Origin of the sequence: Burkholderia sp. NLJ2, assembly GCF_049487195.1 — a bacterium.
GTDB classification, from domain to species: Bacteria; Pseudomonadota; Gammaproteobacteria; order Burkholderiales; family Burkholderiaceae; genus Burkholderia; species Burkholderia pyrrocinia.
In genome coordinates this window covers 1,004,827-1,028,960 of sequence record NZ_CP137809.1, presented here as the reverse complement: position 1 = coordinate 1,028,960, position 24,134 = coordinate 1,004,827, and the positions used below count along the sequence as shown (strand labels likewise).

At 66.5% G+C, this 24,134-nt stretch carries 23 protein-coding genes and 1 pseudogene; 16 read left to right on the top strand and 8 right to left on the bottom strand.

Annotated features, from left to right (window positions below; all coding sequences use genetic code 11):
* The first annotated feature begins 33 nt into the window (after window positions 1-33).
* The 3 genes from R9B84_RS21255 (at window position 34) to R9B84_RS21245 (ending at window position 3,848) form a co-directional block, all read left to right on the top strand.
* Window positions 34-1,332: an adenylosuccinate synthase gene (locus tag R9B84_RS21255; RefSeq protein ID WP_423760311.1), complete on the top strand. Its 1,299-nt coding sequence runs from the start codon at window positions 34-36 to the stop codon at window positions 1,330-1,332.
* A gap of 299 nt (window positions 1,333-1,631) precedes the next feature.
* Complete coding sequence (locus tag R9B84_RS21250) at window positions 1,632-2,573, top strand: LysR family transcriptional regulator (RefSeq protein ID WP_423760310.1); 942 nt, start codon at window positions 1,632-1,634, stop codon at window positions 2,571-2,573.
* A 303-nt stretch (window positions 2,574-2,876) separates the two neighbouring features.
* Complete coding sequence (locus R9B84_RS21245) at window positions 2,877-3,848, top strand: aliphatic sulfonate ABC transporter substrate-binding protein (protein WP_423760309.1); 972 nt, start codon at window positions 2,877-2,879, stop codon at window positions 3,846-3,848.
* Between the two features lie 180 nt (window positions 3,849-4,028).
* Here R9B84_RS21245 and R9B84_RS21240 read toward each other — a convergent pair whose 3' ends face one another.
* The 4 genes from R9B84_RS21240 to R9B84_RS21225 form a co-directional block, all read right to left on the bottom strand.
* The gene (locus R9B84_RS21240; protein WP_423760308.1) at window positions 4,029-4,742 is read right to left on the bottom strand and encodes a dienelactone hydrolase family protein; all 714 of its coding nucleotides are present in this window, start codon (window positions 4,740-4,742) and stop codon (window positions 4,029-4,031) included.
* Window positions 4,743-5,043: 301 nt separating this feature from the next.
* Window positions 5,044-6,410, bottom strand: a protein-coding gene (locus R9B84_RS21235; protein ID WP_423760307.1) for an IS3 family transposase whose coding sequence is annotated in 2 segments (ribosomal slippage) — window positions 5,044-5,936 and window positions 5,936-6,410 — 1,368 coding nt in all. Because the reading frame shifts where the segments join, the coding sequence is not laid out codon by codon here.
* A gap of 109 nt (window positions 6,411-6,519) precedes the next feature.
* On the bottom strand, window positions 6,520-6,831 hold the full coding sequence (locus R9B84_RS21230) for a DUF4148 domain-containing protein (RefSeq protein ID WP_027792214.1): 312 nt from the start codon (window positions 6,829-6,831) through the stop codon (window positions 6,520-6,522).
* Between the two features lie 345 nt (window positions 6,832-7,176).
* On the bottom strand, window positions 7,177-8,142 hold the full coding sequence (locus tag R9B84_RS21225; RefSeq protein ID WP_423760306.1) for a GlxA family transcriptional regulator: 966 nt from the start codon (window positions 8,140-8,142) through the stop codon (window positions 7,177-7,179).
* Between the two features lie 214 nt (window positions 8,143-8,356).
* On the opposite strand from R9B84_RS21225, the gene R9B84_RS21220 reads away from it, so the two are divergent.
* From R9B84_RS21220 to R9B84_RS21210, 3 genes are all read left to right on the top strand, one after another.
* Window positions 8,357-8,998: an HD domain-containing protein gene (locus R9B84_RS21220; RefSeq protein ID WP_423760305.1), complete on the top strand. Its 642-nt coding sequence runs from the start codon at window positions 8,357-8,359 to the stop codon at window positions 8,996-8,998.
* Window positions 8,999-9,552: 554 nt separating this feature from the next.
* Complete coding sequence (gene parS, locus R9B84_RS21215) at window positions 9,553-10,008, top strand: type II RES/Xre toxin-antitoxin system antitoxin (protein ID WP_031403156.1); 456 nt, start codon at window positions 9,553-9,555, stop codon at window positions 10,006-10,008.
* Window positions 10,005-10,484: an RES family NAD+ phosphorylase gene (locus tag R9B84_RS21210; protein WP_423760304.1), complete on the top strand. Its 480-nt coding sequence runs from the start codon at window positions 10,005-10,007 to the stop codon at window positions 10,482-10,484. Before parS ends, R9B84_RS21210 begins: the two co-directional genes overlap by 4 nt.
* A gap of 37 nt (window positions 10,485-10,521) precedes the next feature.
* Here R9B84_RS21210 and R9B84_RS21205 read toward each other — a convergent pair whose 3' ends face one another.
* The 3 genes and pseudogenes from R9B84_RS21205 to R9B84_RS21195 all read right to left on the bottom strand — a co-directional run bounded on the left by R9B84_RS21205 (window position 10,522) and on the right by R9B84_RS21195 (window position 11,981).
* On the bottom strand, window positions 10,522-11,460 hold the full coding sequence (locus R9B84_RS21205; RefSeq protein ID WP_423761014.1) for a site-specific integrase: 939 nt from the start codon (window positions 11,458-11,460) through the stop codon (window positions 10,522-10,524).
* 87 nt (window positions 11,461-11,547) lie between these two features.
* Window positions 11,548-11,751 (bottom strand): annotated as a pseudogene (locus tag R9B84_RS21200) (DUF2165 family protein); the annotation flags it as partial.
* Window positions 11,752-11,777: 26 nt separating this feature from the next.
* Window positions 11,778-11,981 (bottom strand): hypothetical protein, encoded by a 204-nt coding sequence (locus tag R9B84_RS21195; protein WP_423760303.1) that lies wholly within the window; start codon window positions 11,979-11,981, stop codon window positions 11,778-11,780.
* Between the two features lie 254 nt (window positions 11,982-12,235).
* Between R9B84_RS21195 and R9B84_RS21190 the strand changes: the two genes are divergently transcribed.
* The 10 genes from R9B84_RS21190 to R9B84_RS21145 all read left to right on the top strand — a co-directional run bounded on the left by R9B84_RS21190 (window position 12,236) and on the right by R9B84_RS21145 (window position 23,372).
* Window positions 12,236-14,221, top strand: coding sequence for a gamma-glutamyltransferase family protein (locus R9B84_RS21190; RefSeq protein WP_423760302.1), 1,986 nt, complete (start codon window positions 12,236-12,238; stop codon window positions 14,219-14,221).
* The gene (locus R9B84_RS21185) at window positions 14,166-14,669 is read left to right on the top strand and encodes a hypothetical protein (RefSeq protein WP_423760301.1); all 504 of its coding nucleotides are present in this window, start codon (window positions 14,166-14,168) and stop codon (window positions 14,667-14,669) included. Before R9B84_RS21190 ends, R9B84_RS21185 begins: the two co-directional genes overlap by 56 nt.
* Window positions 14,670-14,981: 312 nt before the next feature.
* Window positions 14,982-15,524 carry a hypothetical protein gene (locus tag R9B84_RS21180; RefSeq protein WP_423760300.1) on the top strand — a complete coding sequence of 181 codons (543 nt, stop codon included), beginning with the start codon at window positions 14,982-14,984 and terminating at the stop codon, window positions 15,522-15,524.
* Between the two features lie 378 nt (window positions 15,525-15,902).
* Entirely contained in the window at window positions 15,903-16,682 is a 780-nt protein-coding gene (locus R9B84_RS21175) for a hypothetical protein (RefSeq protein WP_423760299.1), read from the top strand.
* 160 nt (window positions 16,683-16,842) lie between these two features.
* Window positions 16,843-17,067: a hypothetical protein gene (locus tag R9B84_RS21170; RefSeq protein ID WP_423760298.1), complete on the top strand. Its 225-nt coding sequence runs from the start codon at window positions 16,843-16,845 to the stop codon at window positions 17,065-17,067.
* A 78-nt stretch (window positions 17,068-17,145) separates the two neighbouring features.
* On the top strand, window positions 17,146-17,340 hold the full coding sequence (locus R9B84_RS21165) for a CbrC family protein (protein WP_423760297.1): 195 nt from the start codon (window positions 17,146-17,148) through the stop codon (window positions 17,338-17,340).
* Window positions 17,306-18,556 (top strand): metallophosphoesterase family protein, encoded by a 1,251-nt coding sequence (locus R9B84_RS21160; RefSeq protein ID WP_423760296.1) that lies wholly within the window; start codon window positions 17,306-17,308, stop codon window positions 18,554-18,556. The genes R9B84_RS21165 and R9B84_RS21160 overlap by 35 nt, the downstream gene beginning before the upstream one ends.
* A gap of 3 nt (window positions 18,557-18,559) precedes the next feature.
* A complete protein-coding gene (locus R9B84_RS21155; RefSeq protein ID WP_423760295.1) occupies window positions 18,560-22,030 on the top strand; it encodes an AAA family ATPase in 3,471 nt (1,156 codons plus the stop codon).
* 121 nt (window positions 22,031-22,151) lie between these two features.
* Window positions 22,152-22,676, top strand: a complete 525-nt coding sequence (locus R9B84_RS21150) for an HD domain-containing protein (protein ID WP_423760294.1) — start codon at window positions 22,152-22,154, stop codon at window positions 22,674-22,676.
* A 9-nt stretch (window positions 22,677-22,685) separates the two neighbouring features.
* Window positions 22,686-23,372: a DUF429 domain-containing protein gene (locus R9B84_RS21145; RefSeq protein ID WP_423760293.1), complete on the top strand. Its 687-nt coding sequence runs from the start codon at window positions 22,686-22,688 to the stop codon at window positions 23,370-23,372.
* A gap of 174 nt (window positions 23,373-23,546) precedes the next feature.
* On the opposite strand, the gene R9B84_RS21140 is transcribed toward R9B84_RS21145, so the two are convergent.
* Window positions 23,547-24,017, bottom strand: coding sequence for an ATPase (locus tag R9B84_RS21140; RefSeq protein ID WP_423760292.1), 471 nt, complete (start codon window positions 24,015-24,017; stop codon window positions 23,547-23,549).
* Window positions 24,018-24,134: the final 117 nt, after the last annotated feature.

Below are 24,134 nucleotides of genomic sequence, written 5' to 3'. Positions count from 1 at the left end.
GAGTGTCTGAATTTCTCACATGGAGTGCGGAGCATGCCGAACGTGGTGGTAGTGGGTGCCCAATGGGGCGACGAAGGCAAGGGGCGCGTCGTGGACTGGCTGGCGGCTCAGGCCGACCTCGTCGCTCGCTACAACGGCGGCCATAACGCGGGTCATACGCTGGTCGTCGGCGGCAAGACGTACAAGCTTGCGCTGCTGCCGAGCGGCATCGTGCGCGGCAAGCGCGGCGTGATCGGCAACGGCGTGGCGCTCGATCCGGAAGCGCTGCTCGCGGAGATCGCGCGGATGGCCGAACTCGGGCTGTCGGTGACGCCAGACAATCTGTCGATCGCCGAGAACGCGACGCTGGTGCTGCCGATTCACCACACGATCGACCAGGCGCAGGAGCGCCTGCGCCGCGAACCGATCGGTACCACGCTGCGCGGGATCGGGCCGGCCTACGAGGACAAGGTCGGGCGCCGCGGGCTGCGTGTCGGCGATCTCGCGGAACCCGGCCGGCTTGCCGACAAGCTCGACGTGCTCGTCGACCATCACAACGCGTGGTTCCGTGGCCTGGGGCTCGACGAATGTTCTCGCGACGCGATGCTGGCGACGCTCGTCGATATCGCACCGAAGATCCTGCCGTTCGTGCGCTCCGTCTGGGCCGACCTCAACGACGCGACCGAGCGCGGCGAACGCATCCTGTTCGAGGGTTCGCAGGCCGTGATGCTGGACATCGACTGGGGCACGTACCCGTTCGTGACGTCGTCGGGCACCGTCGCATCGGCGGCCGCGGCCGGTACTGGCCTCGGCGCGTCGAAGCTCGGCCACGTGCTGGGCGTGACCAAGGCGTATGCGACGCGTGTCGGCGGCGGCCCGTTCCTCACCGAGTTGACCGACGCGACCGGCGAAACGCTGCGTGCGCGCGGGCAGGAGTTCGGCGTCAACACCGGCCGGCCGCGACGCTGCGGATGGCTCGATGCAGCACAGTTGCGCCAGGCGGTCAGGATCTCGGGCATCGATTCGCTGGCGCTCACCAAGCTCGACGTACTCGACGGCTTCGAGTCGATCGAGCTGTGCGTCGGTTACGAACTCGACGGCGCGCGCGTCGACCATCTGCCCGCGAGCCTCGATGTGCAGTCGCGCGCAAAGCCGGTCTACGAACGGTTCGACGGCTGGCACGGCACCGTGAAGGGCGCGCGCGAACGTGCGGCGCTGCCGCGCGCCGCACAGGATTTCATCGCGCGCATCGAAGCGGTCGCGGGCGCGCCGGTATCGATGATCACGACCGGCGCGGAGCGCGACGACACGATCGTGTTGCGTAATCCGTTCGATGCGGCGGCTGCCGCGTAACGTGTCGTCGATGGCGTAAATTGCGGATCGGTATCGTGGTCGTTGGGTAGTTTTTGCCGACCCGATGCCGTTCGCGTGCCGGCGTGTTCGATCGCGTTCGCGCCCGGCCCGGACGCCGCGCGAAAGGCGGCTCCGCGACACGATTCGGCGTCCGGATCACGCCGCATACGGCGAACTGGACACGCCTGCAGCGCTGCTGTACTGTTCCGCACAATTCGCGCCAGACCGGCCTGCGCCGGAGCCGCCGGCACCACGGCCGCACGGCAGCGCGCCGTGATCTCAATCCCGGGGACAGGTCGATGGACACGTTACAGATGATGCGCATTTTCGTCCGGGTCGCGGAGGAGGGCAGCTTCACGAGCGCGGCCCAGCGCCTGGACATCACGACGGCGTACGCATCGCGTTCGGTCGCGCAGCTCGAAACGCATCTGCGCACGCGCCTGCTCAACCGCAGCACGCGCCGCATTGCGCTGACCGACGCCGGGCAGCGCTATCTTGATCGTTGTCAGCGCATCCTCGGGTATATCGACGAAGCGGAAGCCGAGGCAGCGGACGCACAGGCGAAGCCGTCCGGACGGCTGCATGTTCACGCGACGACGAGTTTCGGCCAGGCCTATGTGTTGCCCGCGGTCGTGCGCTATCGTCAGCGTTATCCGTCGGTCGCGGTCGAGCTGACGCTGTCGCAGCACGTGCCCGACATCATCGACGAAGGCTACGACGTGTCGCTGCAGTTGAGCACGACGGAGCTGCCCGATTCGGGGCTCGTGTCGCAGCGGCTCGGCGACGTGCACAGCGTACTGTGCGCGTCGCCCGCGTATCTGAAGGAGCGCGGCACGCCGCGCACGGTGCGCGAGCTCGAAGGGCATGCCTGCCTGCAGATGGTCACTTCGGTGTTCCCGCGCGATCGCTGGCATCTCGACGGCCCGGACGGCCACGAGACGTTTGCTCTGCCGTTGCCCGATTTCCAGGTGAACATCGCCGATGCGCTGGGCGGTGCATTGCGTGCCGGCCTCGGGATCGGCTCGCTGCCGATGTCGTCCGCACTGCCCGCGCTCGCGAGCGGTGCGCTGGTGCGCGTGCTGCCCGAATACCGGTTGCAGAAGCTGACGGTCTACACGCTGTATGCGTCGCGTCAGTACCTCGATGCGAAGATCCGTACGTTCGTCGATTTCCTGCGCGAATGCGTGCCCGAAATGCTGGCCGCCGACGAGGCCGCGCTGAACGCGTCCTGCAAATCCTGAGGCAGCACTGCCGCTGTACGAGTACTGCGCCTTGCTCTGAAAAACAAAATAATCCGTAGTCCTGCATTTAAGGCAGGCGTTGACGATGTGGTCGCGATCGACTCGGGAAGCGACGCCGTGCAACCGGCACGTCCGTATGAAAACGCTTGCTTTCGATATCGAACATCGTTGGTTCGATGCGCGGCGCCAACCTCCTAGAATCGGTTCGACCTGCTTCATCGCGTTCGCGCGGCGGTGTTTGCCTCCGCGCACCCGAAGCCCGCGTGCGCGAAGCCGCACCCTCTCCATCGAACCCGAAACGACATGGCAGATCGACTATTCACCACCCGCCGCCGGCTCCTTCATGCCGGCCTCGCGATCGCGGCGGGCGCCACCGCGCATCCCGGCTTCGCGCTGGCGAGCGCGGCCGGTGCGCGCACATTGCGCATCGGCTACCAGAAAGGGCCGCTCAGCCTGCTGAAGGCGCGCGGCACGCTGCAGGGCAAGCTCGCGACACTCGGCGTGAACGTTACGTGGACCGAGTTTCCGTCCGGGCCGCCGCAACTCGAAGCGCTGAACGCGGGATCGATCGACTTCGGCGATGTCGGCGAGGCGCCGCCGATCTTCGCGCTTGCGGCCGGCGCGCCGCTCGTCTACTACGCACAGACGCCGGCCGGCCCCGCGGCCGAGGCCGTGGTCGTCGCGAAGGATTCGCCGGTCAGGACTTTTGCGGACCTGCGCGGCAAGCGCATCGCGCTGGTGAAGGGATCGAACACGCACTTCCTGCTGGTCCGGCTGCTGCAGGCCGCGAAGCTCGACTATGCGGACGTCACGCCGGTCTGGCTGTCGCCGTCCGATGCGCGGGCCGCGTTCGAGAACCGATCGGTCGATGCGTGGATCATCTGGGATCCGTTTCTCGCGGTGGTCCAGCAGGCGTTCGATGCGCGCATCGTCGCGGACGGCACCGGGCTCGTCGAGAATCGCGGCTACTACTTCGCGTCGCGCACGTATGCGCAGCACAATGCCGACGTGCTGGATGCGGCCGTGTCGGAACTGACGACGGTTCAGCGATGGCTCGATGCGAACCGCGCGCAGGGCGCGGCCGAGTTCTCGAAGCTGTGGGGGATTCCGGAGCCGGCGGTGGCGCTCGCGTTTCGCCGCGCGCGCTTCGGCGTCGAGCCCGTCACGCGCGACACGCTCGCGTATCAACAGCGCATCGCGGACGTGTTCTATCGGGCCGGCATCCTGCCGAAACGCGTCGACGTCAGCCAGGCTGCGCCGCCCGCGCTTGCGTGACGGCGCAGCCGGCCCGGTGCGCGATCAACGGCGGAACCGCAGCGCGACGTCGTCCGGAATCGGGAACAGGTACGGCCGACCGCCGTGCCGCTCGCGGTACCCGGAAAACAAAAACGCCACGGAGGAAAGTCCGTGGCGTTTCTCATTGCGCAGGCTTGTCGCGAGCGCGCCGGCCGCGTATTACTGCGGCTTCGCCCAGAGCGTGCGGCCGAAGAACGTCAGCGTGCGATCCCACGCGATTTGCGACCACACCGGATCGAACTGCGTGGCGGAGATGCGGCCGGGGCCGACGGCCGTTTCGTTCGCAAATGCGTGATGCGCGAGATAGCGATGGAATTCGACACCGACCTTCGCATCGGTCAGCTTCTTTTCCAGCGCGTTGACCTGGTCGATCGCGAAGAATTCATCCTGCGTGGCCCAGTGGCCCATCAGCGGCACCTTGAGCTTCGCCGGATCGAGGTAGTCGAGCGGCGGGAAGCCGTACCATGTGACACCCGCGTCCGCGTCGGCGAACTGCAGCGACAGCAGCGTCAGTGCACCGCCCATGCAGAAGCCCGTCACCGCGACGCGCGGCGCCAGCGTCTTCAGATACGTGACGGCGCCGGGAATGTCCTGCGATGCAGCATCGCCGAAATCGAGGCCGGTCATCAGGTGGTGTGCCTCTTCTTCCTCGACTGTCGACTTGCCGCGATACAGGTCGGGCACGAGCGCGAAGTAGCCGCAGCGCGCGAGGCGATCCGCGACGCCGCGGATCTGGTCGTTCAGCCCCCACCATTCCTGGATGACGACGACCGCGGGCGCGCCTTCGGTCTTTTCCGGCCTGGCGAGATAGCCCTGCAGTTCCTGGCCGTCCGGGCGGCGAAACGTGATCATGGAACCGGATGCTTGAGACATGAAACCGCTCCTTTTCGAAAAATGCGATGAGTGCGGCATCGGGCCGGCCAGCGGGCGCGGTGACGATCCGGCATGCCGGGCGTCGTGGTTCCGCTCGCGTTAGTTTCGGCCGACGTCGACCACGCGGCCATTCTATGCGCAAACGCCGGCTGCCTGCGTGAACGGCACCGCGCGGCGCGCGATCGGCAGGTGTGCGTCGATCGACGGTCGCGATCCGGTCGCGGAGCGGATCGCCGAAAAACGAACACCCCGCCCCCGATGAACGGGATGAACTGACCCCACGAAGTTGGACGGTTAAAGGCTAAGCGCCGAAGGGCTGAGTCCTGTATTGCACGGGACTCAGCCCTTTCAGTTTGAGCTTGATACGTTCGTGGTTGTAGTAATGGATGTAGCGGGTCAGCGCATCGCGTAGCTGATCTACGCTGCTAAAGCGGCTGAGTCTGTAGCACTCGGACTTCAGCGTACCGAAGACGCTTTCCATCGCTGCATTATCAAGGCAATTTCCCCGACGGGACATGCTCTGAGTCAGCGCGTGCTGCGCGAGCAGTCGGCGGTAAGCGGGCATCTGATACTGCCATCCTTGATCGGAGTGCAATAGCGGCCGGTCCTTCTGCCCGAGTTTGGTCAGCGCCTTCTTCAACATGCCGCTGACCAATTCAAAGCTTGGCCGCTGATCCATTTGGTAGGCGACGATCTCCGCGTTGTACAGATCCATCACCGGCGACAGATATAACTTCTGGCCGCCGACGTTGAACTCGGTCACATCCGTTACCCACTTTTGATTCGGCCGCTCGGCATCGAACTGGCGCTGCAGCAGATTGGGCGCAACCCGGCCGACTTCACCTCGCCAGGAACGGTATTTCTTTGGACGTACCCGCGACTTCAACTGTAACTGCCCCATCAGCCGTTGCACCGTCTTGTGGTTGATGACGTGCCCTGCCTGCCGGATCGTGGCGGTGATCCGTCGATAGCCGTAGCGCCCTTGATGATGGTCGTACACGGTCCGGATCTTTGCTTTGAGCTCCGCATACCGATCACCGACGTCCAGCGCCTTGAGCTGGTAATAGAACGTGCTGCGTGCCAGACCTGCTGCCTTCAGAAGCGCGGCCACCGGATGGCGCTGCCTCAGCTCATGCACTATTTGCGCTTTTTCTTTGGCGCTGCCGCCTTCTTGGATTGCAGCAGCGCATCGAGTTTTTTTAGGTACGCCACCTCCGCGCGCAGATACTCGATCTCCTTGAGCAATTCCTCGCGGGGCCGCTCGTCCGGCGTGGGTTCTTCACTGGCAGATTGGGGCGGCAGAGATTCGTGCATGTTCCTGGGACGCCCGCGCGGACGGGGCGCCAAAGCGGCTAGACCGCCGTCATGATACAGGCGCTCCCATTGCCCGATGCACCCCGGGCTGCGGATGTCGAAGACGGCTGCCACCTGCCTGTACGACAACTCTGTCCGCCACATATGGAGCAGCACCGAGAGCTTGAACTGTGCATCGTACCGACTTGTCTTCCTGCGCAATCCGGCATCGCCATGCACATGGTAGGCCGTGATCCATTGGCGTATCGCCGATCGGCCAATACCGTGACGCTTCGCCAGTCGGATCGAGCCAAGCCCCTCCGCCAGATGCTCTTGAACAACTTGCCGTCGAAGCTCTTCGCTGTACTTCGTCATGAAAAAACACCCCAAAGGTCGGATCAGAATCCAACTTTTGGGGTGCAGTTCAGGAGCGGGGTGTTTCGTTTGCCGCGCGCGGATCGGAATGCGCGCGTGTGCGTCCGGCTTACTGGCCGAAATACACGGAGTCGCGGCCGTCCTGCTTGACTGCGATCGCACGGCCGGCACGCACGCCGGCCGCGGCTTGTGCGCCGTAACCGGCTTCATCGGCGTTCGTCACGCGGGCCTGCGCCGTCTGCAGCGCGCGCGGGTAGTACTGATCGGAGACTTCGGGCTTGTAGCCGGCCTGTTCGAGCTGGACGAGCTCAGCGCGCACCTGGGCACGCGTCAACTGGCCCGACGGGTTCGATTGTGCGAATGCGCCGTACGAGGCGGACAGGGCGGTTGCGGCGACGACAGCGTAGATGAACGACTTCATGATGACCTCCGGTTTCGTTGATTTCGCGCTTCGCTTGTTGCGTTCAGCGGTTGATTGCATCGTAGCGATCGCGTTACCGGTCGGAAATACGCGTTCCAGCGAATAATTATTGCAACTGGGTAAACGATCCGTGGGGATTCTCGGCTTTGTCTGATGATTGTCGGCGTGCCGGATGGCCGGACAGCCATGTCGACTCACGCTCCATGGGGACGTCAGGTGCAGCCATTCCGGCCTCGATGTGGTCGATCGGCCGGCGGTCGCGCGACGATCAATTGAATCGTATTCCGAAGCATTTGAACGGGATGGTCGGCGTTGCTCGTGCGGCATCGCGCATGCCCGCCCGCGTCACTCGGCCAGGATTGCCTGCCGCTTCCGGTATTCGGCGGGCGTGATCCCGACGTGCCGCGTGAATGACCGCCTGAGCGTATCGACGTTCGCGAAGCCGCATTTCGCGGCGACCTGTTTCGGCGTGTCGTGTCCGTTCTCGAGCAAGTGGCGGGCTGCCGAGATGCGGGTCGCTTCGACCCACGCGGCCGGCGTCATGCCGACTTCCGCGCGGAACAGCCGCGCGAAGTGGCGCGGGCTCATGCCCGCATGCTTCGCCATGTCGGCCACCGAATGCTCGAGTTCCGGATTCGCCGCGATCCAGCGCTGGACTTCCTGCAGCACCGAACGTCCGGCGGGGCGCGCCTCGCCCTTGCGGCTGAACTGGAGTTGCCCGCCCGGGCGCTTGAAGAACATCACCAGTTGCGCGGCGACGTGCCGCGCGATCTCGCGGCCGAGATCTTCCTCGACCAGCGCCAGCGCGAGATCGAGCCCGGCCGTGACGCCGGCGCCGGTGCGCAGTTTGCCGTCGCGTACATACAGCGCGTCCGCATCGACGGCGAGCGACGGATAGGCTTCGGCCAGCGCGTCGGCGGCTGCCCAGTGCGTGGTCAGGCGACGCCCTTTCAGCAGGCCGGTGGCCGCGAGGATGAACGCACCGGTGCAGATCGAGCCGTAACGCTTGCTTTGCACGGCGGCCGACCGCAGCCATGCGAGGACGTCGGTGCGGAGCGCGATCCGGCTGGCGTTCGGTGCGCCGGCAACCAGCAGCGTGTCGATGCGCTCCGGGATCTTGGGAACGATCCAGTCGGGCAGTAGTTGCGCGCCGGATGAACAGCGGATCGGACCGGACTCGCTTGCGATGATCCGCAACGTGTAGAACGGTTTCCCGTATTCGGCGTTCGCTTGCGCGAAGACGTCGAGCGGCGCGGAGACATCGAGCAGCTGGACGCCCGGTACGGCGAAAATACCAATGACCTTCGGCATGATCGGTTGTGTGTCGTGTCGAACGTGACGCGTAGCAGTATAGAGGCGCCAGTGGCACATGGAGCGGGGCGGCCGGGCATATTTCCGGCGCCTTTCCATCGCGCACGCATCATGTCCGTCCGTCGCGCAAAATGGCAGGATTTGACGTGACACGTCTATTGAAGACGGCTATCGGGCTCCGGAGAATCGAGGGTGTTTCCAATGGAGGTCGATCATGACTGAGAACGTTGCAGGCATCACCATTCCCGATAGCCAACTGACGCGCGAGATCACCGAACTCGTTCGCGATACCGCGTCTCCGCTGCTGTTCCATCATTCCAGCCGCGTCTACTATTTCGCGGCGCTTGCGGGCCAGCGTCGCGGGCTCAAATACGATCCCGAACTGCTCTACTGCGGCTGCATGTTTCACGACATGGGGCTCACGCACAAGCACAGCAGCGCATGCGAGCGCTTCGAAGTGGATGGTGCCAACGCGGCCCGCGATTTTCTGAAGGGCAAGGGCATCTCGCAGCAGGATATCGATGTCGTGTGGGCCTCGATCGCGCTGCATACCACGCCGGGGATTCCGCAGCACATGCATCCGGTGATCGCGCTCGTCACCGCGGGCGTCGAGATGGACGTGCTGGGGCTGACGTATCCGGAATACAGCGACGTCGAACGCGAGGCCGTCGTCCGTGCGCATCCGCGTACGCCGCACTTCAAGGAAGACATCATCCAGGCGTTCTACGACGGGATCAAGCACAAGGCGGACACGACATTCGGCAACGTGAAGGCCGACGTGCTCGCGGACAAGGATCCGCATTTCAACGCCGGCAATTTCTGCAGCGTGATCCGCGCGTCCGCGTGGGCCGGCTGACCGCCGTCGGTATGACGCGCGATCCCTGGCGCTGGCGCGGCTGGCTGCGGAGGCGAAGTAAGTGAGGCGGCCCGGCGATGCGGCACAGACCGCATTTCCGACGGCAAGGTACCCGCATATGGGGGCGGGTCGTTGGACATCCGGAATCGGGTGGTGTCGCTGGTGCGATTCCGGGCGCGTTGACGCTTGGAGACGGTGCCGTCGAAAGCGGAACGGGCGTGTAGCGGCCAATGCTCCGTCGAAGCGTACTCGAGAACGCTTCGCGAACACCGCCGCGGGCAGAAGCGACTTAAATCAGTAGAAGAGTTGTTACGTGACAATCGCAAGAAGCTTTCCTGGACTTTATATACTGAACGATTGCCCTCCCTCACCCAGGCGAATCTTCGATTCGCGACCCCCGGAATCTGCTGCCAGACAGACAGACAGGCGGGCGACCTCCGCTGCCACCTTTTCCGACACCTTGGCGGACAGGCCACAGACGCTCTCCCGAGCCTGTTCCCGCAAGTCTCCGGCAAAACGCCTATAATGATTGGGCAAATTGCCGGAGAGAGGTCATGAGCACCATTGCTTTCCATCCTTCAGGCGTCGCGCATCCGCGTCAGGCCGAATTCACGATTCTCGAGCAGCTGCTGGCGATCCGCGTCCGATCGGGCGCCGATCTTGCCGAGCTGGCGAGCGCACGCGTCGACGTCTCGGTGATCGACCGGCTGTCGGAGCGCGGGCTGAAATCGGACGAGCTGGCTTTCATCATCCCGCGTCGCACGCTGAGCCATCGTCGCCAGGCGCACGAACGCCTGTCGCCGGAGGAATCCGACAAGGCGATCCGCCTCGCGCGCATCGTCGCACAGGCGACCGCCACGTTCGGCGACCAGGACAAGGCGATGGCGTGGCTGCGCAACGGGCTTCAGCGCTTCGGCGGTCGCACGTCGCTCGACATGGCGAGCACCGAGCACGGCGCGCGGCTCGTCGAAGAAGTCCTCACGCAGATCGACGAGGGGTACTTCGCTTGACGACGCTGTGGCGGATCAGCAATTACGCCGACCTGAAAGGCATCGGCGGGTTGCGCGCCGGCGGGCGCTGGCATTTTGCCGGACAGCCCGTCGTGTATCTCGCCGAGCATCCGGCGCTCGCGCTGCTCGAAACGCTCGTGCATTTCGAAATCGCTACCGTCGCGCAATTGCCGAGCGGATACCAGTTGCTTCGTATCGAGGTGCCGGAATCGGTGGACGTCGCCGAAATCGCGGAAGGCGACGCGCCGGACGACTGGCGAACGAACGTCGACTGGACCCGCAGCGCCGGCACCGAGTGGCTGCAAACGCAGCCGAGCGCGCTGCTGCGCGTCCCGAGCGTCGTCGTGCCGCACGCGCACAACTTCCTGCTGAATCCGTTGCATCCCGCCGCGTCCGAGGTCCGTGTCGCGGAAGTCATGCAATCGCCGTACGACACCCGGATTCTGCGGCTGATCGAGTCGAAGCCGGGCGAATAGGGAACAAAAAGGAATCGGGCCCGTGCTGTGAACTCGTTCAACGCTCGTGTGCGGCGCGATCCGCGGCCGCATCGGGCGGTAGCGTCTGCCGGATGCGCGTAACCGTTCGCGTACTGACGAGACCGAGCATGGCGCTGACATCGGCGTGCGCGTGGCCGGCGAGCAACTGGCGGCGCGCATATGTGTTACGCAGCACACGCGGGCTCATGTCCGCTGCATGGAAACCGATCGAGGTCAGCGCGTCGCGCACCACGAGCAGCAGAAACATGTCGTTCATCGCGCCACCGCCGCGCGGCGCGGGAAACAGCAGCGCCGATGCCGGTGCGTCTGCCGAGCGCGCGCGCCATGCGGCGAGCGGTGCCAGCGCGAACGCGGCGAGTTCGATCCGGCGTGCCGGCCGCGCGCGATCGCGCGGCACGGACAGCGCCGGCGGCAGCGCGTCGAGATCGGGCGCGTCATGCGTCGTCGCGCGAATCTCGGCGGACGTGATGCCGCTCGCGAGCAGCAGCGCGACGATCGCGCGATTCCGGCAGTCGGCCGGCGTGTCGTCCGAGCGCGGTTGCGCATGGCGCTGCAGCGCCACGTCGGCATCAGGCGGCAGGTAGCATGGTTCGGGCTCGCCGTCCGGCCACGCGAGATGGCGCGTCGTCCGGCCGGCCGGATGGATCGCCCGCACGCCGGTGTCGACCAGATGCCGGCCCAGCCGGTCGATCAGCTTCGCGTAGCGCACGCGCGTCGATGTGCCGGGCGCGCACGTGCGCTCGAGTTCCGCCAGGAAGGCCGCGACGTGGTCGGGCCCGAACGTGGCCAGCGACACGCGGTGCGCGATCAGATGGCGCAGGAACCGTTCGAACATCGCGACGTGCTGCACGACCGAGCGCGGCGCGAACGGCCGGCGGCCGGCGCCGGTCGCGGCGGTTTCCTGCCACGCGCGAAAGGCGCCGACGGGGTCGTGAATCCAGCGATTCGTATCCATCCACGATTTATAGCCGGACGCGGTGACGCCGGCAATCGTCCCGATGTCCATCCCCATCCGGCCGGTTCGTGCAATGCAACCGGCGCGTCAGTGCGCGGCACGCGTCTCGTCGATGCCGTCGTTGCGCATCGTCAGGTCAACAAGCACGAGCAGCAGCGTGATGAAGAACCGGAATGCATCCGGCACGCCGTTCCATCGCTTCGACATCCGCATTCCGGACCAATCGCCGCCGACCGACACGAACCCGACCTGCCACGTGAGGAGGCCGAGCGTCGGGCCGGCGATCGCATACGACCTGTTGCGCGGAACGCCACATATCACGCTCCGCGTCGCGTGAAGGTGCCTGCGACGCAGGCATTCCCGCGCGTTTGCCCGCTCAGCCGCGCGAGCGCGGCGAACGCCAGTTGCGTCGCGATGGCCGCGAGCGCCAGTTGCGTCGCGATGGCCGCGAGCGTGTACTGGTTGGCGCGCGTGTGCAGGTCGAAGCCGGAGAGCAGCCGGATGCTCATCACGCCGATCATCGTGAACACGACCAGCGCGGTTTCGACAACGCGCTGACGCGGGTCGAGGACCTTTGCGCGCCGATGCAGTGCAGCAAGTGAACCCTCATGCCGGTTCGATGGCGTTGCGCATGCAACGGTCGACCGGATTGCTTCATTTCTTTATTGCGGAAAAAAATTTGTTCATGGGACTATCGAACGCATTGCCCGCGCCCCGAGGGGGGCGCAGGCAGCGCGATGCCCATCGCAACGACCTAAAAGAACATCAACAGACAATGAACAGAACAGCGATTTTCCCGTATGCATCCGCGTTGCTCGCGGCCGCCCTGCTGACGGCATGCGGCGGCGACGTCGAGACTGACGCGGGCCGCACGCCGACACCTTCAACCGATACGAGCTGCCTCGCGGTCGACAACAGCGGCGCGACGGTCGTGGTGGGCTCGAACCAGCCGGGCGATCCGTCGCTGCCGGAAGCGTCGTCGGGCTATCGCACCGGAATGAAGCCGGTCTATGCGAAGACCTACCTGGTGGCGACGTCCAACGCATACGCGAGCGCGGCCGGCTGCGCGGTGCTGAAGAAAGGCGGCACGGCCGCCGACGCGGCGGTCGCCGTGCAGGCCGTGCTCGGCCTGACGGTGCCCGAGGCGACGGGCCTCGGGTCGGGCGGCGTGCTGCTCTACTACGATGCGCGCGGCAAGACGCTGCAGGCGTACGACGGCCGGGAAACCGCGCCGGCCGCCGCGACGGAGAATTACCTGCGCTACGTCGACGACACGACCGACCATTCGGTGCCGCTGCCGAACGCGCGCGCGAGCGGCCGCTCGATCGGCACCATCGGCGTACCGCGGCTCATCGAGGCGCTGCAGCAGGATCACGGCCGGTTGCCGTGGCAGAACCTGTTCGGCGATGCGATCACGCTCGCGACCAACGGTTTCCCGATCGGCGGCCGGCTCGCCGACGCGATCGCGGCGAACGCCGCGAGCCTGAAGCGCGATCCCGAGGCGGCCGCGTATTTCCTGAATGCCGACGGCTCGCCGAAGACGCTCGGCACCGTGCTGAAGAACCCCGCGTACGCGCACACGCTGACACTGATGGCGCAATCGGGTGCGAACGCGCTGTACACGGGGCAGATCGCGCAGGACATCGTCGCGAAGATCGCGACGACGAAGGGCGCGGACGGCTCGACGCTCACGCCGGGCAAGACGACCGTCGCGGATCTCGCCGCGTATCAGGCGAAGCGCCGCGCCCCCGTGTGCACGACCTATCGCAGCTACTGGGTATGCGGGATGCCGCCGCCGTCGTCGGGCGGTATCGCGGTCGCGTCGGCGCTCGGCATTCTCGAGAACTTCGACCTGAAGTCGCTGAAGCCGACGGCGATCGATCTCGAAGGCGGCAAGCCGACCGTCGCGGGCGTGCACCTCGTCACCGAGGCCGAACGGCTCGCGTATGCCGACCGCGACAAGTATGTGGCCGATACGGATTTCGTGCCGCTGCCGGGCGGCACGTGGGACACGCTGCTGAACAAGCCGTACCTGAAATCGCGCGCGGCGCTGATCGACACGACCAAGAGCATGGGCACCGCGCAGCCCGGCAATCTCGGCGCGGTGCCGCTCGGTGTCGACACGACGCTGATCGAGCACGGCACGAACCAGTTCACGATCGTCGACGGCGACGGTAACGTGCTGAGCGCGACGACGACGGTCGAATCGAGCATGGGCTCGTTCCACATGACCAACGGCTTCCTGCTGAACAACCAGTTGACCGACTTTTCCGCGAACCCGGTCGACAGCGCCGGCAATCCGGTGGCCAACCGCCTGCAGCCGGGCAAGCGGCCGCGCAGCTCGATGGCGCCGACGATCGTGTTCGGGCAGGCCGCTGACGGTTCGCGCGGCGATTTCGTGATGGCGACCGGTTCGCCTGGCGGCGGTACGATTCCGCAATATGTGGTCAAGACGCTGGTCGGTGCGCTCGACTGGGGGCTCGATGCGCAGCAGTCCGCGGGGCTCGTCGACTTCGGCGCGAGCAACAGCCCGACGACCACAATCGGCGGCGAGCATCCGAACGTCAATGCGGCCAACAACGGTGCGAACGATCCGCTGATCACGGGCCTGCTCGCACTTGGGCACAAGGTGTCGACCTCCGCGCAGGCGAGCGGCGTCAACACCGTGATGCGCGTGACGGTCGGCCAGTCGCCCGCGTTGCAGGGTGGCACCGATCCGCGTCGCGAAGGCGTGGTGCTCGGCGATACGTTCCGGCCGTAACCGGACGGAACGCGCACGGCCCCGATCTGCCTGTATCTGCCAACAGGCGATCGGGGCCGTGTTCCTTGAAGGGGCTGCAATGACGAACGCACACCTGCTTGAAATGGACGCAGTCCTGTCGGCGCCGGGCTTTTTCGATTTCCTCGGCGACGTCGATTGCGACAGCGCGCTGGACAGTCGCGATGCCGAGCCGTTCGATGCGCAGTGGATGGCGGCATTCGACGCAATCGACGGCGATCCGGGTACCGCGATCGACAGGCCGGCAGTGGACGCGTTGCGCGAGAAGGCGTTCAAGCTCGCCTTCGGTGCATCGGGCAACGCCGGCGTTGCGGCGTGCGTATCCGACGACATCGAACTGATCGCGAGGAGTCGTTTGTCGGGCCGCTCCGACGGCTGGCCGACACAGATGCTTTGGGATGCTTATAAAAACGGCCGGTTTCCCTGCTAGTCGTTTCGTCTGCATGGTTTCCCGATGCGTGGCGATAGGACGAATCTTGATCGCGGGACGACCCGCGCCGCACACCACCGGATTCGCGCCTGCCCGTCGGCAAATACGCCATCCGTCCCGTCGCAAGCCCCCGATTGTCAAACAGTGTGAGTCAATCGTCAGCATTTGCAACGGAAGTAACAGTCCCCGCAAATCGATCGTTTTGCCCGTCGACGCCGCTACATTAGCTCCACCTGCCGCACTTCGCGGTGAGGCATGCGACAGGCCGCACGAAGGCGGCCCGCAGCAACAACGTCTTTGGGGAGAATGACCATGAACAAGATTCGTACGATTCTGCTGGGTGCCGCACTGACGGCGATGGCGACGTCGGCTGCTTTCGCACAGACGGCCCAGACCGGTGCCGAGGGTTCCGCAGGCGTCGGCGCACAGGTCCAGACGCCGCTGCTCGGCGGCGGCGTGGGCGTGCAGGCTGGCGCCGGCGCGAATGCGGCAGGCTCGGGTTCGGGTGCGGGCAACCTCGTCGGCGGCGCGCTGAATGGCGTCGGCAAGACGGTCGGCAGCGTCGGCTCGGCAGCCGGCAATGCGGTGGGCGGCGCGACCCAGGCGGTGGGCTCGGCAGCGGGCACGGCGAAGGATGCCGCGGCATCGGCCGTACACTCGACGAAGTCGCACGTGAAGCACGTCGCAGGCACGGCGAAGAGCCACGCACAAGGCGCGGTGTCGACGGCGGGTGACGTCGCGGGCGGCGCGAAGGCGAAGGCCGGCGAAGCGCTTGAAGGCGCGACGAACTCGGTGCAGGGCGGCGCGTCGGTCGGCCTGAAGGGTTCGGCGTCGGCGCAAGGCGGCGCGCTGTAAGCAGCACGCATCCCGTCACGGCCCGGCCCGCTTCGAAGCGGGCCGGGCCGTTTTTTTATCGGCGCGCACGGCGCGTCGTTCGACGTTCTTCGAAATACAGTGATGCATCGAAGTTCGCCGCGAATCCGACGACGCGATGGGCACGTTCGCGTGACCGGATGCCCCGGGCACGAGCCTGCGGCAAGCGACGCGCGCGGCCCCTGCCCATTGCCCGCCCGCCATGCTTAAATAGCGGGGCTCACGGTTGCCGGGCCGCCGCGATGGCAGCGCCGGCCGACGCGGGCAAGCATGTCCGATCGACAGCGTGACGACAGACGACACCAAAACGCCGTTCCGGCTGGCCCGGCGCGGTCCGATAACATTCCGAGGCATCACGTCATGACCATCCTGTTCCGTCTTCTCGCGCTCGCCTGCGCGCTCTGGCTGGCCGCCTGCGCAGCGCCGCCCCCGCCGTCAGGCAGTATCGGCGCGTCTGCGGCTGCACCGCAGGCTCCGGACGCCAGCGAACGCCGCGGGCTCGGCACCGCGTGGGGCGAATCGGTGCGATCCGAAACCCGCAATGTCGAATTCGAACGCGCGGATCCAGCGAAGCCGACGGATCTCGCGTCGGTCTACTACAACGACGCGCTGCCCGGACATCTTCCCGCATCCCAAATGCGCCGGCTGCCGACCCGCGTCGCGCTCGCGAACGGCGACATCGCACTGTCGTTTACGGACGAGAAGGGTGCGCCGCTGCGTCTTGCGCGCAGCAACGGCCGCTGGCACATGGCGGGCGTCGAGGGTTCGCGCTACATGATCGTGTTGCGCAACCAGGGGCGCCGCACGTTCGAAGTCGTGTCGACCGTCGACGGGCTCGACGTGTTGTCGGGGCGGCCGGGCAGTTATACGAACGGCGGTTACGTGCTGTATCCGGGCCGCACGCTGACGATCGAGGGCTTCCGCAAGAGCCGCGATGAAGTCGCCGCGTTCCGCTTCGCGGCGGTGCCGGACAGCTATGTCGCGAACTCGAAGTACGGCGATGCCGCGAACGTCGGCGTGATAGGCGTCGCGCTGTTCGCGCAGAAGGAGAACGACGAGGAAGCGTTGCGCCGCAACGCGAATCCGTTCCCCGACAACGACAACGGCTTTGCGCCGCCGCCCGTGCCGCGCGGCGAGTGATGGCACACAGCGGATCGGCCGCGTTCGTCGCGATGAGCGACGCACGCGGCGCGATCCGGAAACGGTATCGCCCGGGCGGCATGCCGGCGCATACGACGAACCCCACGACGATCCCGCGCGATCCATGCGAATACGAAGCCGCCGGACGATATCGGTTGCGTTGAAGACCGCAGTGCGGGCGCTGTCGGTCTCCAGCGTTTCAGTCGCATGCGCCGAAACGCCGGCGCCCGAATCGGTGCGTCTCGCCAACGGCCATGCGATCGCGTGGTGCGACGCACCGGCCGGCATCGACATCCGGTGGGAATATCTCGCGCACGGCGGCGCAACGCATCGTGTCTATCGTTTCGTGAACGGCACGTTTGCCGAAGTCGAGGTTCCGCGGTAATACAGTTGCGCCACGGCACAATGGCCGTTCGAATTCGCATCGCGTGCTGGCCCGCCATCCGGACCGACGGAGATCACCATGTCGTTACCTGCTTTCAGGTACCATCCCGACCCGCTGGCAACCGGCAGCGTGATCCGGTCGGACGCGCGCTGCGTGCATTGCGGCGATGCGCGCGGCTACGTCTACGCCGGGCCTGCGCAAGCGGCGTCGCCATTCGTCATGAAACCGAGGAATCTTCGTGAAGTTCATCCACGCGGCAGACATTCACCTTGACAGTCCGTTGCACGGCCTGAGCGCGTATCCCGACGCGCCGGCCGCGCAGTTGCGCAACGCGTCGCGCGAGGCGCTGCGGCAACTCGTGGATCGCGCGATCGAAGAGGAAGTCGCGTTCCTTGTGATCGCCGGCGACCTGTACGACGGAGACTGGAAGGATCACAACACGGGCATCTTCTTCGGCCAGCAGATGGGGCGCCTGCGCAAGGCCGGCATTCGTGCGTTCGTCCTCGGCGGCAACCACGATGCCGAAAGCGAGATGACGAAGAAGCTGACGCTGCCCGACAACGTCACCGTGTTCGGCCATCGCAAGCCGGAAACCCACAAGCTGCCGGAATTCGACGTCGCGCTGCACGGGCAGAGCTTCAAGGACAAGGCCGTCGTCGACAATCTCGCGATCGGTTATCCGGACCCGGTGCCCGGGTACTACAACATCGGCGTGCTGCACACGGCGCTCGAAGGTTATGCGGCGCACGCGAACTACGCGCCGTGCACGCTGGCCGAACTGCACGCAAAAGGCTACGACTACTGGGCGCTCGGCCACGTGCACGAATTCCAGCAATGGTCGGGGCCGTCCACCGTCGTGTTTCCCGGCAACCTGCAGGGGCGCCATATCCGCGAGACGGGCCGCCGCGGCGCAGTGCTTGTGACGGTCGAGCAAGGCCGCACGCAGGTCGAGCGCCTGTATCTCGACGTGCTGCGCTGGGAAGCCGTGTCGGTCGATGCATCCGATTGCTTCACGGTCGCAGACTTGTCGAGAAAGATCGGCCAGTCGCTCGAGGCGTTGCTGAACGTCGACGGTCACGTGCCGCGCGCGGTGCGTGTGACGGTCACCGGGCGCACGCCCGCGCATGGGCTCTTTTTCGGCCGCGCGCCGCAGTTGCGCGCGGAAGTGCTGAACCAGATCGGCATCATCGGCAACGAGCGGCTGTGGCTGGAGAAGGTCCGGCTCGCGACGTCCGCCGCCGATCATCAGCAGGGCGAGAGCGAGCAGCTTGAAGCGCTGGAGGATTTGAAGCAGATCCTGGCCGAAGCCGCGCACGATCCGGATTTCCTCGCGCTGCTCGAACGCGACCTGAAGCCGTTCGTCGGCAAGGTGCGCAGCGATGTAAAGGAGGACGTGCCGTTGCTGACGATGGCGCGCACGGGCGAGCTCACGGCGCTGGTCGAGCAGGTCGGTCCCGCACTGCTCGCGCGACTGGCAAGGGGGGAGTAAGCGATGCGCATCAGTCAGCTCGATCTGATCAGGTACGGCAAGTTCACCGACGAGACGCTGCGGTTCCCGTCGGCCGGCGAGGATTTTCATGTGATCGTGGGGCCGAACGAGGCCGGCAAGTCGACGATCCGCACGGCCGTGTCGGAGCTGCTGTTCGGGATGAAGCTGCAGACGCCGCTTGATTTCCTGCACAGCACGCCTGAACTGCGTATCGGCGGCGTGCTTGAGAGCGGTACGGGCGAGCTCGCGTTCCACCGCGCGCGCGGGCGCAGTCCGTTGCGCACGCCTGCCGACGACAAGCTGCCCGACGACTATCTGGCCGCGATCCTCGACGGTGCGACACGCGAGTTCTTCGAGCAGATGTTCGGGCTCGATCACGGGCGGCTGGTCGACGGCGGCCGGAGCATTCTCGACGCATCCGACAAGCTCGGCCAGGTGCTGTTCGAATCGGCCGCCGGTGTCGGCAGTCTCGGGCCGGTGCGCGAGGAGCTCGATGCGCGTTCGGTCGAGCTCTGGGCGCCGCGTCGTAGCGGCAGCGCGTTTGCGCTGGCCGAAACGTCGTTCAACGAAGCCGTGACCGAACTGAAGACGGTCCAGGTGCGCACGCGCGACTGGGTCGATCGCAAGGATGCGCGCGAAGCGGTCGAACAGCAGATCGAGCACGCGCGCGCGGAGCAGCGCCAGCTCGAAGCGCTGCGCTCGAAGCTCGAACGCGTGCGGCGGCTGGCGCCGTACCTGAAGGAGCTGACGGTCAAGGATGCGGCGCTGGCCGAACTCGGTGCGGTCGTCGAATTGCCGCCGACCGCGTATGCGGATTTATTGAAGGCGCAGGGTGATCTCGCGGCCGAACAGAAGGTGCTCGAGGAACGGCGTACCGACCTGCTCGCGAAACGGCAGGCGCGCGATGCGATCGATGCCGACGCCGACACGCTGGCGCTCGAAGCCGATATCGAAGCGCTCGATCGGCTGCGCGGCGCCTGCATGAATCACGCGCAGGATCTGCTGCTGCTCGGCGCCGACGTCGAGCGGCACCTGTCCGCCGCGTTTTCGGCGGCCGCCCAGCTCGACTGGCCGACGGACGAAGCGACGCTGCGCGCGGCGCTGCCGACGGCGCTGTCGCTGAAGACCGTCGCGAACCTGCTGCGCGAACACGGCGCGCTGCACCAGGCACTCGCCGGTGCGCGCGAATCGCTCGACGAACGCACACGCGAGCTTGCGCAGGTGCAGGAGCAACGGGCGCGCCTGTCGACCGTCGACGTGCCGGAAGCGCTGCGCGCGGCGCTCGCCGATGCGCAGGGCTTTCGCAACAGCGGCCAGCGCGAACAGGCGCTCGAACACGAAATCGCCGCCGCCGAACGCACGCTGACCGGCGCGCTCGATGCGCTCGGCCAGTGGCGCATGCCCGTCGACACGCTGCGCGCGCTCGACGTGCCGTCGGCGGCGCGGCTCGGTGCGCTGCTCAAGGAAGACAGCGAGCGCGCAAGCGCGGCTGCTGCCGCACGCGACGCGCGGGACGGCGCACTCGAAGAGCTCGAGCGGCTTGAACTGCAGGAGAAGCATTTCGCGGAGAACCACAAGGTCGTCACGACCGCCGACGTGCTGGCGGCGCGCGCACGACGCGACGGCGCATGGGGCGATATCCGCAGCGGTGCTGTCGACCTCGCAACAGGCGCGCCGGCGGTCGACGATGCGATTCGCCTGGCCGACGAACTGGTCGATGCGCAACTTGGTGCGACGCAGGCGGCGGCGACGCTGCAATCGCTGCGTCAGCAGGTCGAATCCGCGCGAGCCGGCGTGGCGCGCAGGCAGGCTGCGTTGGACGAGCGCGAACGCGAACTGGCGGCGCACCGCGGCGCATGGGCCGAACTTGCGACGACGGCCGCAGTGCCCGGCATGCCGCTGGCGGCGATGGGCGACTGGCTCGCGAAGCGCGACACGGTGTTCGCCGCGCAGGCCGATCTCGACCGTCAGCGCCGCGAATTCGACGCGATTCGCGCCGCGCGGGCCGGTGCCGAAGCCGCGTTGCGTTCGGCGCTGCATACGGTGTCGCGAGGCAGCGATACGGACGGACTGGCGGCACTCGTCGCCGCCGCCGAGACTTTCGTGCAGTCGGCCGAGAAAGCAATCGCGCAGAAGGACAGCCTCGACGATCGCGCGCGGGAAGCCGAACGCGGATGCGCGACGGCGCAGTCGCGGGCCGGCCATGCGCAAGCAGCCTACGACGCGTGGCATGCGCAATGGCGCGACGCGCTGGCCGACGCGAAGCTTTCCGCGAGCGCGGTGACGCTGGCCGCGGCGGAAGGCGCGCTCGGGCTTGCGAATGCGGTGACGGCCGAACTGGCCGATGCCGATGCGCCGCGCAACCGGATCGCTGCGATCCTCGCCGAGCTGGCCGCGCTCGAGGCCGGTGCGCGGCGGCTTGCCCAAGCGCTTGCGCCGGAATGGCTGACGAGCGGCGACTGGCCGGACGTTGCACGCAGGCTGGCGACGCGTCTCACGGCCGCCAGGGAAATCGCGCGCGCGATCGAGCGTGCCGACGAGGCCGTGAGACAGGCGGGCGGCAAGGTCACGGATGCGGCCGCCGCGGTGGCCGGTGCCGGTGCGCGCATTCAGCCGCTGCTTCATCTGGCTGGCGTGGCGTCGATCGATGCGGCGCTGCCGCTGGCCGAACGCTCGGATCGGCAGCGCCAGCTTCGGCAGGCGGTCGATGTCGCGCACGAGGCGCTGGTGCGTGACGGCGACGGGCTGTCCCGTTCGGCTGTCGAGGCTGAGGTTGCGGAACAGGACATCGCCGACGTGCCGGCGCGACTGGAGGCTGTGAAGCAGTCGCTGGGCGATGTCGGCAAGCGGCTGAACGAGCTCGCGCAACGGCAGGTCGTGGCCGACCAGGCGTTTGGCGCGATCGACGGTCAGGCGAACGCGGCCGTCGCCGAATCGAAGCGCCAGGAAGCGCTGGCGGCGATGGGCGACGCGGCCGAACAGTATCTGGAGGCGGCCACCGCGAGCCGGTTGCTGAAGTGGGCGACGGACCGCTATCGCGACCAGAAGCAGGGGCCGATGCTCAGGCGGGCGGGCGAGATTTTCGCCGTGCTCACGCTGGGAGAGTTTGCGAAGCTGACCGTCGATACCGAACGGACGCCGCCCGCGCTGTATGCACGGCGGACGAAGGGAACGTCGGTCGAGGTCGCCGGGTTGAGTGAAGGGACGCGCGACCAGCTGTTCCTCGCGCTGCGGATCGCGGCGCTGGAGTTGCAGCTCGGCAGCAGGACCGCGCTGCCGTTCGTTGCCGACGACCTGTTCATCAACTTCGACGATGCGCGTGCGAAAGCCGGGCTCGACGCGCTGCGCGATCTGTCGACGCGAACCCAGGTGCTGTTCCTGACGCACCACGACCACCTGCTGCCGCTCGTGAAGGACGTATTCGGCGCGCGGGTCAACGTGGTCGAACTGCAGCGCGCGACGGCCGGCGTGTGATGCGGGGCGCGAAGGGGTGCCGGTGCGCGGGAAGCGTCATCGCGTGCAGGTAGTATGTGCGGTTCCGAAAGACGCGCGGCCGGTTTTGCCGGTCGCGGGACTGGCCACACGAGGGGGGAACATGAAAAAGCTGGTAGCCGCCATCGCGTTCGCGGCGGACAAGCATCGCAATCAGCGGCGCAAGGACGAAGAAGCGTCGCCGTACATCAATCATCCGATCGCGCTCGCCGACGTGCTGGCCAACGAAGCCGGCGTCGAGGACGAACGCGTGATCGTCGCGGCCGTGCTGCACGACACGATCGAGGATACGGAGACGACCGAGCAGGAGCTGCTGCGGCTGTTCGGCAAGGATGTCGCGGACATCGTGATGGAGGTGACCGACGACAAGTCGTTGCCGAAGGACGAGCGCAAGCGCCTGCAGGTCGAGCATGCGGCGACGATCAGCCGGCGCGCGAAGCTCGTGAAGCTTGCCGACAAGATCTGCAACCTGCGCGATATCGCGCGCCATCCGCCCGCGGACTGGCCGCTCGAGCGCAAGCAGGCGTACTTCGACTGGGCGAAGTCGGTCGTCGATCCGATGCGCGGCGTGCATCCCGGTCTCGAGGCGATTTTCGACGCTGCGTACGACGCACGGCCCGCTGACTGAGGCGCCGGCATGCGATCGGCCCGATCCATCGGATCCGCCGCGCGGCAATCGCCTGCCGTGGCGGGTGTCGACGTCGGGGGCGACAGGAAGCTATGCGATCTCGTGATCCTGCGCGGGTCGACGGTCGTCTGTCGCGAACAGCGGATCGCGCCCGAGGCGCTGCCTGCGCTGTGCCTCGCCCATGACGTCGTGGCCGTCGGTGTCGACGCACCGAGCCTGTGGTGGGCGGGTGTCGGACGCCGGGCAGCCGAACAGGCGCTCGCGCGCGAACGGATCTCGTGCTTTCCGACGCCGTCGCGGGAGCAGGCCGTTGCGAGCACGTCCGGCTTCTTCGACTGGATGTTCATCGGGGAGCGCGTGTACCGGGCGCTCGCGGACACCTATCCGCTGCTGACCGGCGCGCGCTATGCGGGCGGGCGCGCGAGCTTCGAAACCTATCCTTACGCGATTACCTGCGCGATGCTGGGCAAGGCGGTTGCGTCGGCGAAGCAGAAGCGCAACCAGCGCCGGCAATTGCTGGAGCGACTGGGGATCGACGTGTCGACGCTGCAATCCGTCGATGCGCGAGACGCAACCCTGTGTGCGCTGACGGCGCAATACGTCATCGACGGGAACGCGCACGCGTATGGCGATGCGGACGGCGGATATATCCGTGTGCCGATCGTGAGCGAGACGATCGTGCTCGACTCACTGTAGTGGCGGCGCGCGGCGATCGCAGGACAGCTGCCGCGACAAGGTGAGCTTTTGCGGGAGAGGCGCGGTTTGCCTGACGTCGACGGAGTCAGGCAGCGATTGTCGACCGGCAAACATGTGGATGGCGGGCGCACACGAGATGAAGCCGGTGCGCCGCGCGATCCCGAGCGGCACTGCTCAATCCTCGAGGATGGATTTCGGCACGCTGGACAGATCGCAGGCTTGCGCCTGGTCGAAGTAGTCTTCCGCATCGTCGATCATCACGACCGCGACGTCGATCAGTTCGTCGAGCCGTTGCAGCAGCGATTCACGCCACTCGATGTCTTCGTCGCGCTCGGGCGTCTTGTCCATCTGCTCGATGATCGAGTCGGCCGTCTGCAGGAACGGAATCGCCTGCTGATAGTTTTCGATCGAAACCAGCGCCGCATTGCGTGCGCCGATGAGCCGTTCGCGATGCTCGTCCGCGAGTTCGGATTCGCCGCTGATCCGCGGCAATACATCCGAGATGCGTTGCAGAAGTGGCGGGGCCTGTTCTTCGAGCAGGATGGCGCGTTCGCGCAGCGCTGCATATTCGTCGCGAAGATCGGCGTCGCCGGGTTGAATGGTGCTGTCCATCGTCGATGTGAGTACGTGGTTCGGTCGCGGCATGATACTCGACAGTGCGAGCCCCCTTGTCCGATCCTCAGGACAGGGTTGCGAAACCCATGAAGGCGTGAACGCGCGACGTTGCAGCCGGGCAGTGCGGCATCGCGGTCGGCAGCCCGT